The 15,050-nt window shown below is 43.8% G+C and carries 9 protein-coding genes; 5 read left to right on the forward strand and 4 right to left on the reverse strand.

Features of this window, described 5'->3' with window-relative positions:
* Nucleotides 1–8: 8 nt before the first annotated feature.
* The 4 genes from B5Y40_RS09035 to B5Y40_RS09050 all read left to right on the forward strand — a co-directional run bounded on the left by B5Y40_RS09035 (nt 9) and on the right by B5Y40_RS09050 (nt 5,255).
* Nucleotides 9–566: a hypothetical protein gene (locus tag B5Y40_RS09035; protein ID WP_079686351.1), complete on the forward strand. Its 558-nt coding sequence runs from the start codon at nt 9–11 to the stop codon at nt 564–566.
* A gap of 69 nt (nt 567–635) precedes the next feature.
* Nucleotides 636–1,979 (forward strand): PKD domain-containing protein, encoded by a 1,344-nt coding sequence (locus B5Y40_RS09040; RefSeq protein WP_079686352.1) that lies wholly within the window; start codon nt 636–638, stop codon nt 1,977–1,979.
* On the forward strand, nt 1,976–3,727 hold the full coding sequence (locus B5Y40_RS09045; protein ID WP_079686353.1) for a TonB-dependent receptor: 1,752 nt from the start codon (nt 1,976–1,978) through the stop codon (nt 3,725–3,727). Before B5Y40_RS09040 ends, B5Y40_RS09045 begins: the two co-directional genes overlap by 4 nt.
* Before the next feature lie 109 nt (nt 3,728–3,836).
* Nucleotides 3,837–5,255, forward strand: a complete 1,419-nt coding sequence (locus tag B5Y40_RS09050; protein WP_079686354.1) for a CCA tRNA nucleotidyltransferase — start codon at nt 3,837–3,839, stop codon at nt 5,253–5,255.
* Nucleotides 5,256–5,263: 8 nt separating this feature from the next.
* Here B5Y40_RS09050 and B5Y40_RS09055 read toward each other — a convergent pair whose 3' ends face one another.
* Complete coding sequence (locus B5Y40_RS09055) at nt 5,264–5,668, reverse strand: response regulator (protein ID WP_079686355.1); 405 nt, start codon at nt 5,666–5,668, stop codon at nt 5,264–5,266.
* Nucleotides 5,658–9,161, reverse strand: coding sequence for a PAS domain S-box protein (locus B5Y40_RS09060; RefSeq protein WP_079686356.1), 3,504 nt, complete (start codon nt 9,159–9,161; stop codon nt 5,658–5,660). Before B5Y40_RS09060 ends, B5Y40_RS09055 begins: the two co-directional genes overlap by 11 nt.
* A gap of 122 nt (nt 9,162–9,283) precedes the next feature.
* Here B5Y40_RS09060 and mscL point away from each other — a divergent pair, with 122 nt between their 5' ends.
* Nucleotides 9,284–9,694, forward strand: coding sequence for a large conductance mechanosensitive channel protein MscL (mscL, locus tag B5Y40_RS09065; protein WP_079686357.1), 411 nt, complete (start codon nt 9,284–9,286; stop codon nt 9,692–9,694).
* A gap of 52 nt (nt 9,695–9,746) precedes the next feature.
* Here mscL and B5Y40_RS09070 read toward each other — a convergent pair whose 3' ends face one another.
* Together B5Y40_RS09070 and B5Y40_RS09075 are read right to left on the reverse strand one after the other, a co-directional pair.
* Complete coding sequence (locus B5Y40_RS09070) at nt 9,747–12,797, reverse strand: DNA polymerase III subunit alpha (protein WP_079686358.1); 3,051 nt, start codon at nt 12,795–12,797, stop codon at nt 9,747–9,749.
* 28 nt (nt 12,798–12,825) lie between these two features.
* On the reverse strand, nt 12,826–15,018 hold the full coding sequence (locus B5Y40_RS09075; protein ID WP_079686359.1) for a RecQ family ATP-dependent DNA helicase: 2,193 nt from the start codon (nt 15,016–15,018) through the stop codon (nt 12,826–12,828).
* Nucleotides 15,019–15,050 lie beyond the last annotated feature (32 nt).

Below are 15,050 nucleotides of genomic sequence, written 5' to 3' on the forward strand. Positions count from 1 at the left end.
AAGTAAACATGAAAAGAAAATTTACGAATGCTTTGTTGTTGGTTGTGGCTGTTGTATTGGCATCTTGTGGAGATGATGATGAGGGGCCATCGAGTTACTATACGCTGGATGGATCGAAGGAGACACTGGTGTCAGGAGTTTTTTTCTATGATAATAGCCCAGGAGAAAGTAACTCTGGAAAAGATATATACTATCACCAGGTTATACTGGTTTCTGCGGGTATAGATTTGACAGGAACAAGTGCAACAGGAACCGGTGACCTGGTTACGTTTATGTTAGCTTCAGAGACTGCACAGTTAGAAACAGGTACACACAGTTTTGTTGGCGATGATATGGAGGCTGAGCCGAAAGATTTTGTATATGGTGATATCGCAGTTGGCTTTAATGCGTCATCCGGAAATTCTACCGCAGAATATGATTTCACGTCCGGTACTGTGACCGTTGCAAAATCCGGTGATATTTATACCATTGATTTCGAAGGAAAAATAGTTGTTGAAAATCAGACACAAGAGCATGCTGTGACTGGTCATTACAGCGGTCCGCTTACCAGTATTTTGAATGACTAAGCTATAAATATACAAGCTGTAATCTTGTAAAGGGCTGCAGCTTGTTTTAGCCTAACGATAGTTGCCTGTATGAAATTTAACGCTACCCTTCTTGTAAGTTTAATTCTGAGTGTCGTGATGGTCTCCTGCTATAAAGAGGAAGAGGTTCCGGTCATCATGGACTTTGAGTATATCCAGCCGGAAAGTTATACCGTGCCGGTAGACCTTGCGTTGGTAAACCGGACTTCAGGTGCTGATTTTTATCGCTGGACTTTTGAGGGTGCTTCCCCGGCAACATCGGATGATAAGAATCCTGGGACAATCTCCTATGATAAAGCAGGTACCTATACTATAAAACTCGAAGCGTGGAACGACACGCAACGCGATACCAAAGAAATTACATTTACGCTTGATTCAGCTGTTAACCTTGCGTTTGATGTTGCTGTACAAGTAAATGATTTTGTACCTGCTACTGTAAAGATTACAAATCAGACTCGTGGTGCTTCTTCGTATGAGTGGACATTTGAGGGAGGAACACCGGCAACTTCTACGCTGGCAAATCCTCCGGATGTAGTGTTTGATTCTCCGGGAGAGCATGCTATACAATTACGTGTAGGCAATGGAAGAGAGTTCTTCTCTTCATCAAAAACAATTGTCTTAAAGCCTGCCATGGCTATTGATTTTTCAATTATACCTTCTTTTGAAGATGAAGACTATGAGGCTCCATTAACGGCCAGTCTTCAGAATGCTACAATCAGCACTTTGCGCAGTGCATGGTCAGCTACCGGTGGGGTGATCAACAATACCACAGCGGAAAATACAACTATATATTTTGAGAATCCCGGCACCTACACGGTAACACTGCAGACGGAAAATGATAAAGATGTTCAGACGACACAACGCACCATTACAGTAAAACCAAATACAAACCTGTATGTTATGGAGGATGTTAAGTTGGCGATCAGTGCGGGACATGTCGCTTCCGGTAGTTTCTACTCTACGAAACTCCGACAAGTTTTGAAGCGTGAAGATGTAAATGCGGATAACGGAAGTCTAATAGATATTGTGTTCTTCGGTATAAATTCGAGTTTCAGCTATAGCCGATTTATATCACCAGACTCTGCTGCCAAGTATGCGTTCCCGCCTATACCAGGTGCTTCGCATACGGCTTTTATCAATACGCTCGAATCGAGCGCCATATCATTTTCAGCGAGCCAGTTCGATGCTATGACGAATGATACACCGCTGCAGCCTCTCGATATAAAGAATAACGATAGTAAAATATCTTTCTTCAATAGTACGGTTGTACCTCGCATTGTTTTGTTTGAGACAAGTGATGGAAGAAAAGGTGCGATCAAAGTGAAGAGCTTTGTGGTAGATGGATCGCAGTCGTATATACTTCTTGATATTAAGGTGCAAAAATTAAAACGATGAATACTCGCTCAGTTACCGGCTATATCGCTTCCTGTAAAAATATATACAGGTTGTTGACTATTCTTTTCGTGGCGATGTTGCTCAATCTGGATACACGCGCACAACAAGTTGATCTGGGCAATCTGAAGAATACATTTTCTCAAAAGCCTGTCCGCATTGGTGGTGGTATCTCGGCTAATACTATATTTTACGATGGTAATGATGGTCAGGGGCGACAACCCTTCACGTACTTCCTGAGTGGGAGTATAAATTTCAATATCTATAATCAAATCAACCTTCCGTTCTCTTTCAATATCACCAACCTCGGTTCCAGTTATGGTTATCCTACATTGCCCAATAGATTCAGTGTACATCCGGTGTATAAATGGATTACCGGCCATATAGGGGATGTTGCCATGAGCTTCTCACCGTATACCCTCAATGGTCACATGTTTACTGGTGTGGGTGTAGATCTTACTCCGAAAGGTCCGTTCAAATATAGCGCCATGTACGGGCGACTGCAGCGTAGTGTCGAGTACGATACTGCTAACCGCATTGTGCCTGCTGCGTATCAACGCATGGGCTACGGGGCAAAGGTTCGATACGACCAGGAAGACCATTACCTGGGTATGACGATGTTCGCGGCAAAGGATGATCCTAATTCCCTACGATGGCAACCGGATAGCCTGAATATATTTCCACAACAAAATGTAGCGTTCAGTTGGGAAGGAGGAATCAAGTTGATGGACAACCTGAATCTCTCGGGTGAATATGGTGTGAGTGTTTTAACGCGCGATGTACGTGCATCACGAGAAGGTTCATCGATCATCCATAAAACGCTTGCCAACCGAACTTCTTCGGAGGCTTATAAAGCTTTTAAGGTAGAGGCTAATTATCAGCTTTTTAAAAATACTATAGGAGTAGGGTATGAGCGGATTGATCCGGAGTATAGAACGCTCGGTGCATATTACTTCAACAATGATTATGAAAATATTACGTTGCGTTATGCCCGTCCTTTTTTAAAGGACAAAGCAAATATAGCCTTGAGTTGGGGCGTACAGCGAGATAACCTTGATAATGATAAGGAGCAATCATCCAAGCGTTTTGTGAGTTCGGCTAACCTGAACTATACTCCGAATGAAAAAATCAATGTGTCGGTGTCGTACTCAAGCTTTCAAACCTATATGAACATTCGCTCGCAGTTTGACTATATAAATGGGCAGTCGCCTTACGATAATCTGGATACGTTGGACTTCACGCAGCTGTCACAGAACCTCGCCATCAACACAATCTATAATTTCGGTAAGAATGAAAACAGAAGACAGAACCTGAATGTAAACGCGAGTTACCAGGAAGCTGCCGATAAGCAAGGCGATGTAATTCGCCCCGGAGCGTTGTCTCAATTTTATAACCTCAGCACAGTATACGGATTATTGCTTGTTCCACAGGCCATCAATTTCAATGTGGCATTCAACACCACCTATAATCATGTAGGGGGCGATGAGTTCCTTACACTCGGGCCAACGCTGGGTGTGAGGGCCAAAGTATTTAAGAAGGCTGTGACTACGGGATTATCATCTTCGTATAACGTGAGTTACAATGAAGGTGAAGTACAAAACAAAGTATTGAACTTGCGTTGGAATGCAGGCTATACTTTATTGAAGCGCCACAACCTCAGCGCCAACACCATCTGGCAACAGCGTGACATTGAAGAACGAGGAACCACGCGATCGCTAACCGCTACACTGGCGTATGCATATAGTTTTTAAACAGAATAGGTTTTATCCACGTAAAAAGTCGCTCGTATAACTCTATCGTATTACTATTCCCACGAAAGCATAACATTGCCTACCTTTGGAGGCTGAATTGCTTTTGGAAATGAATCTGTCTTCCTCGCTCGAGAATAAAATATTTAAAATCATTGGTGCCGTTGGCGATCAACTGGGATTTGATACCTATGTGGTGGGAGGGTATGTACGCGACCTGATTTTGCATCGTCCTTCAAAAGATATTGATTTTGTTTGCGTGGGAAGTGGTATAGAGTTGGCAGAAGCCGTTGCACAGGCGCTTGGCCCCAAGGTTCATGTTAACATCTATAAAAGCTTTGGTACTGCGCAGATCCGCTATGAAGATCTGGATCTTGAATTTGTAGGCGCGCGCAAGGAGTCGTATCGCAGTGATTCGCGTAAGCCTATAGTGGAAGATGGAACGCTCGATGACGATCAGAAGCGCAGAGATTTTACAATGAACGCACTGGCTATCAGTCTTAATAAAAATACGTTCGGAGATTTGATCGACCCCTTCAATGGGATCGAAGACATGAACAAAAAAATGATCCGCACTCCGCTGGATCCGGCTATAACTTTTTCAGACGATCCATTGCGCATGATGCGGGCTATACGCTTTGCATCTCAATTGAGCTTTGATATAGACCCGGATACATTTGAGGCTATTATAAATCAGGCAGAGCGCCTCAAGATCGTTTCGCAAGAACGCATTACGGATGAATTGAATAAAATCATTTTAAGTCCTGTTCCTTCCTACGGATTCAAACTACTTTTCCATAGCGGTATGCTGAAACATTTCTTTGCGGAAATGATAGCGCTTCACGGCGTTGAAGCAGTTGGCAGCAAAACGCATAAAGATAATTTCTTTCATACGCTCCAGGTGTTGGACAATGTCTCGGTAATGTCGTATGATTTATGGTTACGCTGGGCAGCTATACTTCATGATATCGCCAAGCCTGCTACGAAGCGATTTGACAAAGTGCATGGCTGGACATTTCACGGACATGAAGATAAAGGTGCACGCATGGTGCCCGGTATATTTCGGAGAATGAAGTTACCGATGAATGAGAAGATGTTGTTTGTACAAAAGCTCGTGAAGCTTCACTTGCGCCCTATAGCGTTGGTGAAAGAGGTAACGGACTCGGCTATACGCAGATTACTCTTTGAAGCAGGAGAGGACACAGACGCGCTGATGAAGCTATGTCGTGCCGACATTACTTCCAAGAACAACGATAAGGTAAACCGCTTCCTGAAAAATTTCGATCTCGTAGAGCAGAAGATGAAGGAAGTGGAGGAGAAGGACAACATTCGTAACTTCCAACCGCCTGTTACGGGCGATGAGATCATGCAGATGTTCAATGTTCCTCCGGGAAAAATAGTAGGTGAAATAAAAGAGCAGATCAAAGAAGCTATCCTCGAAGGGAATATAAAGAATGACCGCGCACAAGCGCTTGAACTCGTTATGAAAATTGCGCGCGAAAAAGGACTGATCCCAGAACGCGCGGGATAACGGGTGGGCTAGGCGGCTTTGCTTAAAAGCTCAATAAATTTCTCGCGTGTTACGGGCTTGATTATATATTCGCGAATGTTTTCATTCTGTTTAGCCCGGTCTACATCACGTGGATCAATGGATGAGCTAACCATATAGATCAAAATCTTTTTAGATAGGTTAGTCTTGAAGAGCGAGTAGTCTTCGAGGAACATCCATCCATCTACAAAGGGCATGTTGATATCCAGGAAAATATAGTCAGGGAGTGTTTCAGAATCACCGGCATGATGTTTCAGAAAAATCAAAGCATCTTCTCCGTTCTCAAACTGCAGAATCTTATCCGTAAGCTGAGCTGCCATAATGGTACGCGAAGCAGTGATCTGGAATACCTTGTCATCATCAACAAGGGCAATGATGGGAGTCTTATTTTCCATCGGTTAGGTACTTATTAAAGTTAATGTTAAAAGTGGTTCCTTCATTTTCTCTACTCGAAATCGTGATGTCGCCCCCCATGGCTTCAATTTGATTCTTTATCATGAATAATCCAATACCTCTGCTTTCCGGGTGGCGATGAAATGTTTTTCGCAGCTTGAAGATCTGATGCCCATAGCGCTCCAGATTTATTCCCAAGCCGTTGTCTGTTACTTGTAAAAAAGTGTTTCCATTCTCAGTATACGTTTTAAAATAAATGACGGGTGGTCTTCCCGGATAAATATATTTCAACGCATTGCTCAGCAGGTTCAGCAAAACACTTTCCAGGTAAATACGCGGATATTCAATAACCGGCGCAGCAGAAAAATCAGCATATATTTCTGCACCGGTTTCCGTTATTCGCGCGCTCAGCATTGCCTTTACATGTAAGAAGACTGTATTGAAAACAAGTTGTTGCTTCTCAATGTTTTTATTTTGTTTGATTTTTAATACTTCATTTAGTTCATGCAAGGTATTTAGCGTGATGACGCCCGACTCTTTCAACAGTTTCAGGTATTCTGCTTTTTCATCTTCGGCTTCAGTTCCTTCGAAGAAGCTTAGCAGTGTGAGTATATTTCCAACCGGTGAGCGCAGGTTGTGGGATACGATCTGCGTGAATTCCTCAAGTTGTTCGTTCTTTCTCTTGAGATCTTCCGTGATGGCTTGCAGCTTAATGTTTTGTTCTATTATTTTTTCTTCCGATAGTTTACGATCGGTAATGTCACGAAATTCTGTTACACGAATTGTTTTTCCATGGTATGGTATATTCTTGGCGTGCACTTCCAGAAAATATCGCGTACCGTCCTTGCGTATACCTTCTACGTCATAAGGCTTTTCATAACCGGAACGTATGTTGCTCATCACCATCGGCTGCCACTCCGGAGCAATCAAGTCCAGTCCGTTGCGACCAATCAATTCTTCATAGGTATATCCTGTAATATCACAAAGTCCCTGGTTGCAGTCGATGACGGCTCCACGGTCGTGCAATCCAATTCCACCGAATGAAGCCTCCTGAAGTATACGGAAGCGTTGTTCGCTTTCGCGTAATTCCTGCTGAATGTTTTTAAGCGTTGTTATATCTGTAAACGTGCAGATAACTTCAACAAGTTTCTTTTGCTCGTTTAATATAGGCTCTGCATTTACCAGCAGCCACACTATATCTTGCTTTGTATCGCGGCAGACTCCCATAACGGTACCCCTAACAGGTCTATGGGTTCGCATTACCTGCGGAACAGGATGTGCTGCTCCCGGAAAATCAGATCCGTCTTCGTGGATTACACGCCACCCCGGATTGAATAACGATCGTCCGAGCAGTGCATCTTCTGATAAATCTAAAAGTTCTTGTGCTGTCTTATTGGAGAGAACAATGTTAGCCTGGTCGTCCTGCAACAACACACCGATGTTCAGGTTCCTGATCAGGTTACGAAAACGCTTTTCACTTTCGCGGAGTATATCTTCTTTGTTCTTGCGATCGGTGATATCCCAGGCAATGGCTACCAATACTTCCTGCCCAAAATAGGTGCCTTTATATATACGTACCTCCCGCAAGAATATACCACCGTCTTTTCTCTTTCCCCACCAGTCCATAGACTGCGGAGTTCCATCAGCTGCTTTTTGAAATATACTGGATAGTTGTACAAGATCATTCCTCCCTTCGACACCCAGAAATTCAGGTGTACGGCCTATAAATTCTTCTTTGCTGTAGCCATACATTTCGCACGCTCCTGTATTGACATCGAGGAAGGTGCCTTGCAGTGTGAGTATATATATTTCCTGACCAACCGTATTAAAAAGTTCTCGATAGCTTTGTTCACTTTTATGAAGTTGATCGATAGCACTTCGCTCTTCTGTAATGTCGCGCGCGGTTGCTATAATTATTTTCTGTCCGAGGTATGAGCCCTGGGTGAGCTGAACATGTTTCAGAAATATAGAGCCATCTTTCCGTTGTCCCCACCATTCAAAGGACTGTGGATGTCCTTGCAACGCCAGCTCCGTTTGTTTCATCAGCGCATCAAAGTCATTTTTACCGGGAGCTGAAAGAAATGCAGGTGTATTGCCGATGAAATCTTTTTTATCATAGCCATACATCTTGCAGGACGTTTCATTCACATCTACAAATGTACCATCGGGGGCCTGTATATAGATGGCTTCATTTACAGTATCAAATAATTCGCGATAACTTTTGTCGCGTTCGCGTATTTGCTCCTCTGCTAATTTCCGTTCTGTTACGTCCTGCGCAATACCAATGATCTGCACAACGTTTCCAGTTTCATCTTTCTTGAAAACGGTGGTGCGACTGGAGATCCAGAGCCACCCGCCATCTTTTTTGCGCAAGCGAAAAAGTGATTCTTTAATAGTGCCCAAGGGTTCATCCGTCCAACCGGCAATGGATGCTATATCGTCCGGGTGAACAAGTGCCATAGGAAAATCCGGTGCCATACGTTCAACTTCTTCATGCGTATAGCCACTGATAATTTTTCCTGTAGAGTATAGATTGCGGCGCTGTACAAGATCGTGAACGAAAAGTTCGCCAGGCATAGTCTTCTCTATACTTTCGCGGAACCGTATATTTTGCGCATAAATTTCTTCGGCTCTGATTTTGTCAGATATATCCTGCATGGTGCCCAGCATCCGCTCTGCTTTACTATGACGACCCGGTAAGAAGAACCCACGATCGTGCATAAATACATAGTCACCATTTTTCTTTCTGAAACGGTATGTCACATCATATTTAGTCAACAACTTCTCGGCTCGTTCCAATTCATAAAATGCTTTCTCGCGATCATCGGGATGAATCAAATCTCCCCACGTAACAATGTCGCCCATCTCACCGGCATTACATCCCAGCACTTCATATATATTTCCACTCCACACAATTTTACCGGTGGGTATATGATAGTCGTATACCACCTGCCCGGAAGATGCTGTGATAAGTTCATACCGCATTTTCCAGTCATCATTCTCGGCAGTTTTTAGCTTGAACTCCGTAATGTCCTGAACGGTACCTGTCATCTTTACGGGCTCGCCTTGTTTATCGATAATAACTTTTCCGGCTGCTTCAACCCAGCGAATGCTGCCATCGAGCCATACTATACGGTGTTGTATGAAATAATTTTTCTTGGCCGAAATCGCTTCACGAATCGTAGTGATAACGGTCTCTAAATCGTCTGGATAAATCAGCCTGCTATAGGCGTCAAAGGTGCCGTCAAATGAATTTTTATTTTGTCCGAAGATAGAGAGTACATTATCAGACCAGTTGACTTCATTGGTTCGAACGTCCCATTCCCATATACCCATCTGGGCAGCACTCAATGCAAGGTTGAGTTTATCCTGACTTTCGCGGAGTGCTTGCAGTATACTGACGTTTTTTTTACCAACCGTCTTTTTACTCTTGGCATTAAAAGCTTTTGCAAGAGGAGGCTTCTTCGGGGAGGCTACACGCTTTCGGCCAGGCATAGGAAAATACTTTTGTGTATAAGGTAACTATTTTTTATTGTCTTCCGGAAGGAATAACAGAAAGTATCGTTTTGTTGTTTAGGCCATATATTGTACTTTTCATCAACATCAACCCCTCGATCATGTTAAAAGAATTCAAAGAATTTGCACTGCGCGGAAATGTTATGGATCTGGCCGTGGGTGTTATCATTGGCGGAGCGTTTGGAACCATCGTTAACTCCATTGTGAATGACCTCATTATGCCACTGATAGGGATAGCGTTTCAGGCAGATTTTTCCAATTTATATGTTCCGCTTTCTGATAAAGTAGCGAAAGGTCTTCCACTGGCGGAAGCAAAAAAACTGGGACCTGTATTTGCGTGGGGAAACTTTGTTACCGTGGTGCTGAATTTTGCAATCCTTGCCTTTATTATTTTCCTGATGGTGAAGGGCATGAATTCATTGAAGAAGAAAGAAGAAAAATCTCCCACTCCGGTAGAGCCACCGGCTGATGTCAAACTTTTGACAGAGATCAGAGATTTGTTGAAAAAATAAGAAGACGGGTCGATTACCTGCGTGAACAGACGATCCTAATCCTATAGTATATTTAGATTTCCTGGAAGGCTACCTCGGGGCGTTTGCTGATGAGGGCGAGCTTGTCCATCCAGGTTACTTCAATGGTACATACACCAAAGTCGTCTACTACTTTTCCTTTGATTGCGTAAAATCCCCTGCCGCGCATCGGGTATTGGGCAGCTACATTCGGGAAATGAACGGTGTCAAAGACTTCGCCCTGGTGATCGTAGAATGTTCCAAAATTCATCAGTTGATGATTTTTGGTATGTGTATTCTTGACGGTAACCATATAGCCGATAATATATACCTGCTGGCCGACCCTGGATAATAACTCACACGCAATGGTATCTCCGCGATCGGTGGTTTTCAATAGCCGGAACGGGTCACCCAACGGGAAGCCTAACAGTTCGATCTCATCAAATATATCTTCCAGTTCGTTGTGCTCCAGGATCGGAAGTGGGTAGTCTTTCGGCTCTGTATCGAAAAGCTCAACGGCTGTTTTATTTCTATTCTTGGAATTGCCGAAATATAGCATAGCCTCCCAGAGCAGCCGTTGCTTGCTGCGTCCTGTAAAACGAAAGGCTCCAAGCCTGATCAGGATGCGGATCTGTTCAAGTCCCAGCGGCACTCTGCGCAGAAAATTATCCAGGCTCTTGTATATACCATTCCGTTCGCGCTCCTGCGGAATTTGCTGTGCTACTTTTGTTTCCAGACTTTTCAGGTGAACGAAGCCGACATATATATGATCATCGTAGAGGGTGGTGAGATAATCGCTGTGGTTGACGCATGGAGCCTGGATCAGTGCTCCGCTCATGCGGGCTTCATGAAAGTAAAATTCAGTACGGTAGAAGCCCCCGAAGTTGTTGATCACGCCCACCATAAATTCCAGCGGATAATGAGCCTTCAAATATAGACTTTGATAACTCTCTACAGCATAACTCGCAGAGTGTCCTTTGGCAAAGGAGTAGCCTGAAAAACTTTCAATCTCAAACCAAACGCGATCAATAATATGTTGTTCATAACCGCGCTCATGGCAACATTCAAAGAAGCGTTCGCGTACCCGCTGAAATTCTTCACGCGATCTATATTTACCCGACATACCTCTGCGTAAAACATCCGCTTCTGTCAATGATATACCGGCAAACTCATGCGCTACTTTGATTACATCTTCCTGGTATACCATTACACCATAGGTTTCTTTCATCAACGCATCCATCTTCGGATGGATGGCTTCATAGCTTCCTCCATTGCGTACAGCATGATACCGCTCTATATAGGCGCGCATCATACCAGAGCTGGCAACCCCGGGACGAATAATAGAGCTTGCTGCCACCAACGTGAGGTAATCGTCACATTGTAATTTTCCAAGCAACATCCGCATCGCGGGCGACTCCACGTAAAAGCAGCCTATAGCACGGCTGTTGCGTAACAGGTCTTTTATTTTATCATCTTTCTTGAAATCATCGAAGCGATTAATATCAATCGTAATGCCTTGGTTCCGTTTTACATGACGGATCGTTTCTTTGATATGACCCAGGCCGCGCTGGCTCAGTATATCAAATTTATAAATGCCAAAGTCTTCTGCGTTGTGCATTTCAAAATGCGATACCGGGTAACCTTTAGGAGGAAGCTCGGTGGCGGTATAGGCATAAATTGGTTTCTCGGTAATCAACACACCTCCGGCATGAATTGAAAAATTGGCAGGCAATTCTTTTTCAACGATATAGGAAGCGTATTTATATACCAGTTCACTGATGTGATCACGTCCGCTGTTCTTCCCGGGATTTTCTACGAGATCGTCAATTTCTTCTTTCGGTAACCCGAATACTTTTCCCAGCTCACGTAAAATTGAACGGCCCTGGTAGGTTACATGTGTACCGAGCAGACATACTTTATCCGGTCCATACTTTTGGAATATATAGTCATAGATCGCATCGCGGTTATCCCATGAAAAGTCAATATCAAAGTCAGGAGGTGAAGTACGTTCTTCGTTCAGGAAGCGTTCAAAGTATAGATTGAGTTCGATAGGATTGACATTGGTGATGCCTAGGCAATATGCCACCGTACTGTTGGCTCCACTGCCACGTCCTACAAAATCGTAGCCGTTTCGTTTGGCAAAATTGATCAGGTCGTAGGTGATGAGATAATAGGCTGTGAATTCTTTTTTCTCGATGATCGCTAATTCCTTTTCAATGCGTTCGTTCCAAACGGCATCGTTATCTCCGAAAATTCTTTTGTAGCCTTTTTGTGTCTCCTCTCTTAGAAACGCAAGGTCAGTCTGTTTACTTTCCGTAAAGAACTTCTTGTTCTTATCAACACCTTGCTTACAGTCGATGGTACATTTCTCCAGGATAGCATTTGTATTGCTGATCAATTCAGGATAGCGCTCGAAATAATGCAGAAGATCTTGCACAGGAATCATATACTCATCCGGACGAGCTTGCTGATGTTCGGGTAACTTGCTTAGCAGTGTGTTATTGGCAACAGCACGCAGCAGGCGATGGGCATTATAATCTTTATTAACAAGTTTGCCTTTTGTATTTCGTACAGGCGGAAGGAATGATACCGGGTGAAGAATAACGAACTTCTGCATGTACTCAGCCCGTTGCGCGTAAAGCGAAAATTGATTGACCTGATGCTGTTGTATACCTATATATTCATACGGACGAAGTTGTTCCGGCTCGAACTTGCCGAATGGATAAATAACGAATACATTTTCAAATTCGGGAGCTTTTGCCGGGAACTCTTTTTCTTCACGATTATAGCGGGAGAGAAAGCGATTTATAGTTTCGAACCCTTCATTGTTTTCGGCGATGGCTATATATAGCAGTTCGTTCGCATTTCTGAATTCTATTCCAACTGCTATATCGAGCTGATAGGCAGTTTCATTGAATTTAGTGAGACCATTTTTTTGCGGACGGTTGTTCTCACACACACGAAGCATCTCCATATAGGAGGCGGTGTTGTTGATCTCCGTCAGGATTAATTTATGCACGCCACAACGTTTGGCTTCTTCAAAGAGCGTTTTTACCGGAAGCATCCCGTATTTAAAGCTGAAGCCGGTATGACAATTGAGGAACATGCGATCGTATTTAATACCTGTTACAGGGCTATATATTCATTCGGTTGAGGTAGGCCAGCACCATCTTGATTTCCCCAAAACTATATTCTTCTCCCAGAGCCTCCTTGATTGGAGAAAGCGCCATGCCTCCTATACTATCAATCGTGCTCTGAATTACCTGGAGCTTGTTGGTATCGATCAATTGATCGATCGGCAATTGTCCGCGTTGAACATAAAAAGCAAGATGTCCTTCAATCGTGGAAGGACTAAGTCCACGCATCACTGCAATTTTCTCAATGGAATTTCCCTCGTTGAAAAGTGTGAGGCTCTGCTGTTTGGTATCACTTTCACGTTCTGGTTTTTCTTTGCGCTGCCGCTTGGGAGTTTTAAGATGCATGCGTGATGCAAGCTTGTTCTCATCACAGTAATAGGCGATGGCGAGTAAGAAGGGGGGTCCGTACTTTTCAATTTTCATTTGGCCAAAACCGGTGATGTTGCTCAGCTCTTCTTTCGAGAGCGGCATATAGGCTGCCAGTTCTTGTAGCGTAGCATCCGACAACACGATATAGGCTGGTACGTTTTCTTCTTCTGCCAATTGCTTTCGTACGAGGCGCAGGCATTCGAAAAGTATAGCATCGTATTCAATTGTCTCTGCGGCTGCTTGTGTTTCGATCACCTCTTTCGATTTGGTGATCATTACTTTTTCAGTGCCTTTCAGAACGGCTATACTTTTAGGCGTGAGCTTCAGTACCGGGTAAGCTCCTTCAGATTTCATAATATAGCCTTGAGCCGCTATATCCCGGATAATTCTGTTCCATTCTTCTTTACCGGTGTCACTGCCGATGCCAAACGTTTTGAGTTGCTTGTGATCGTCCTGAATTTTGGCACTGTTTGATCCACGCAGGAAGTCGATCACATATCCTGCGCCGAAACGTTCTTGTAAACGTGATATAGCCGACAGTATTTTCTGTGCGTGAATAGTACCATCCACGCGTTCGACATGCGAGAGGCAAACATCACAGTTACCACAATAATCGTCAGCGGGTTCATCGAAGTAATTGAGTAAATATTTTCTGCGACAAGAAGACAAATCGCCATACATCGCCATCTGGTCGAGCTTGCGAAAAATCACACTTGTCTGCGCCTCATTGCCCTCGATTTGTGTGAAGCGTTTCAGTTTGGTTACATCTGCATACGAGTAAAATAACAGCGCCTCACTTTCAAGTCCATCGCGTCCGGCACGGCCCGTCTCCTGGTAGTAGCTCTCTATATTTTTAGGGAGATCCATATGTACCACATACCGGACGTTTGATTTATCTATACCCATTCCAAAAGCAATGGTAGCGACCATGATCTTTACTTCATCACGCAAAAACATTTCCTGGTGCTTGAAGCGTTGCTGTCGCTCCAGACCTGCGTGATAGGGGAGAGCATCGAATCCTTTTGATCTCAGGTCATTAGCCAGACTCTCGGTAGAGGCGCGTGACAAACAGTATATAATACCCGATTCTGTTTTTCGCTTGCCCAGGAAATTCAATAGCTTTTCGGAAGCTCCTTGTTTGGGCTCAACGGTATACCGTATGTTGGCGCGATTGAAACTTGATATAAAGGTAAGCGGTTCTTTCAGCGCTAATTTCTCGACTATATCTTTTCGCGTCAGGCGATCGGCTGTGGCAGTGAGTGCGACTACCGGTACCGTTGGCAGCGACCGTTTTAGCTGCGCGAGCATTAAGTACTCTGGACGGAAATCATGTCCCCAATGCGATATACAATGTGCCTCATCAATGGCAATGAGACTGATATCCATTGAAAGTATAGTATTGAAGAACGATGATGGCGTAAACTTCGAAGGCGATATATCTTTCGTGCCTCCATTCGTTTCATCTTGTCTTAGTAATTTCTCCGGAGCGAGGTATAGTAACTTTAATTCCTTTGCACGCGCCTTATTTAAGATCGCTTCCTGTTCCGGATATGACTGCGTCGAATTTAAATACGCAGCTTGTATACCATTGAGTCGCAGCGCATCGACCTGGTCTTTCATCAACGCGATGAGAGGCGAGATAACAATGGTGAGTCCTTCAAAGATCAGTGCAGGAACCTGGTAACACAACGACTTGCCACCACCGGTTGGCATCAGCACGAAGGTATCCTTCTTTTGCAGCACAGCTTGAATGATACCTTCCTGCTCCAACCGAAAGGAGGAATAACCAAAATGAGTTTGAAGAACTTGTAAAGGAGACATACAAATAGGAATACAAAACGGTTTAGTAATAC

The sequence above is a fragment of the Ohtaekwangia koreensis genome, from assembly GCF_900167975.1.
GTDB lineage: Bacteria > Bacteroidota > Bacteroidia > Cytophagales > Cyclobacteriaceae > Ohtaekwangia > Ohtaekwangia koreensis.

Excerpts from the sequence above, each read along its gene's own strand:
- B5Y40_RS09035 (WP_079686351.1), top strand. The coding sequence starts at position 9 with ATGAAAAGAAAATTTACGAATGCTTTGTTGTTGGTTGTGGCTGTTGTA.
- B5Y40_RS09040 (WP_079686352.1), top strand. The coding sequence starts at position 636 with ATGAAATTTAACGCTACCCTTCTTGTAAGTTTAATTCTGAGTGTCGTG.
- B5Y40_RS09045 (WP_079686353.1), top strand. The coding sequence starts at position 1,976 with ATGAATACTCGCTCAGTTACCGGCTATATCGCTTCCTGTAAAAATATA.
- B5Y40_RS09050 (WP_079686354.1), top strand. The coding sequence starts at position 3,837 with ATGAATCTGTCTTCCTCGCTCGAGAATAAAATATTTAAAATCATTGGT.
- B5Y40_RS09055 (WP_079686355.1), bottom strand. The coding sequence starts at position 5,668 with ATGGAAAATAAGACTCCCATCATTGCCCTTGTTGATGATGACAAGGTA.
- B5Y40_RS09060 (WP_079686356.1), bottom strand. The coding sequence starts at position 9,161 with ATGCCTGGCCGAAAGCGTGTAGCCTCCCCGAAGAAGCCTCCTCTTGCA.
- mscL (WP_079686357.1), top strand. The coding sequence starts at position 9,284 with ATGTTAAAAGAATTCAAAGAATTTGCACTGCGCGGAAATGTTATGGAT.
- B5Y40_RS09070 (WP_079686358.1), bottom strand. The coding sequence starts at position 12,797 with ATGTTCCTCAATTGTCATACCGGCTTCAGCTTTAAATACGGGATGCTT.
- B5Y40_RS09075 (WP_079686359.1), bottom strand. The coding sequence starts at position 15,018 with ATGTCTCCTTTACAAGTTCTTCAAACTCATTTTGGTTATTCCTCCTTT.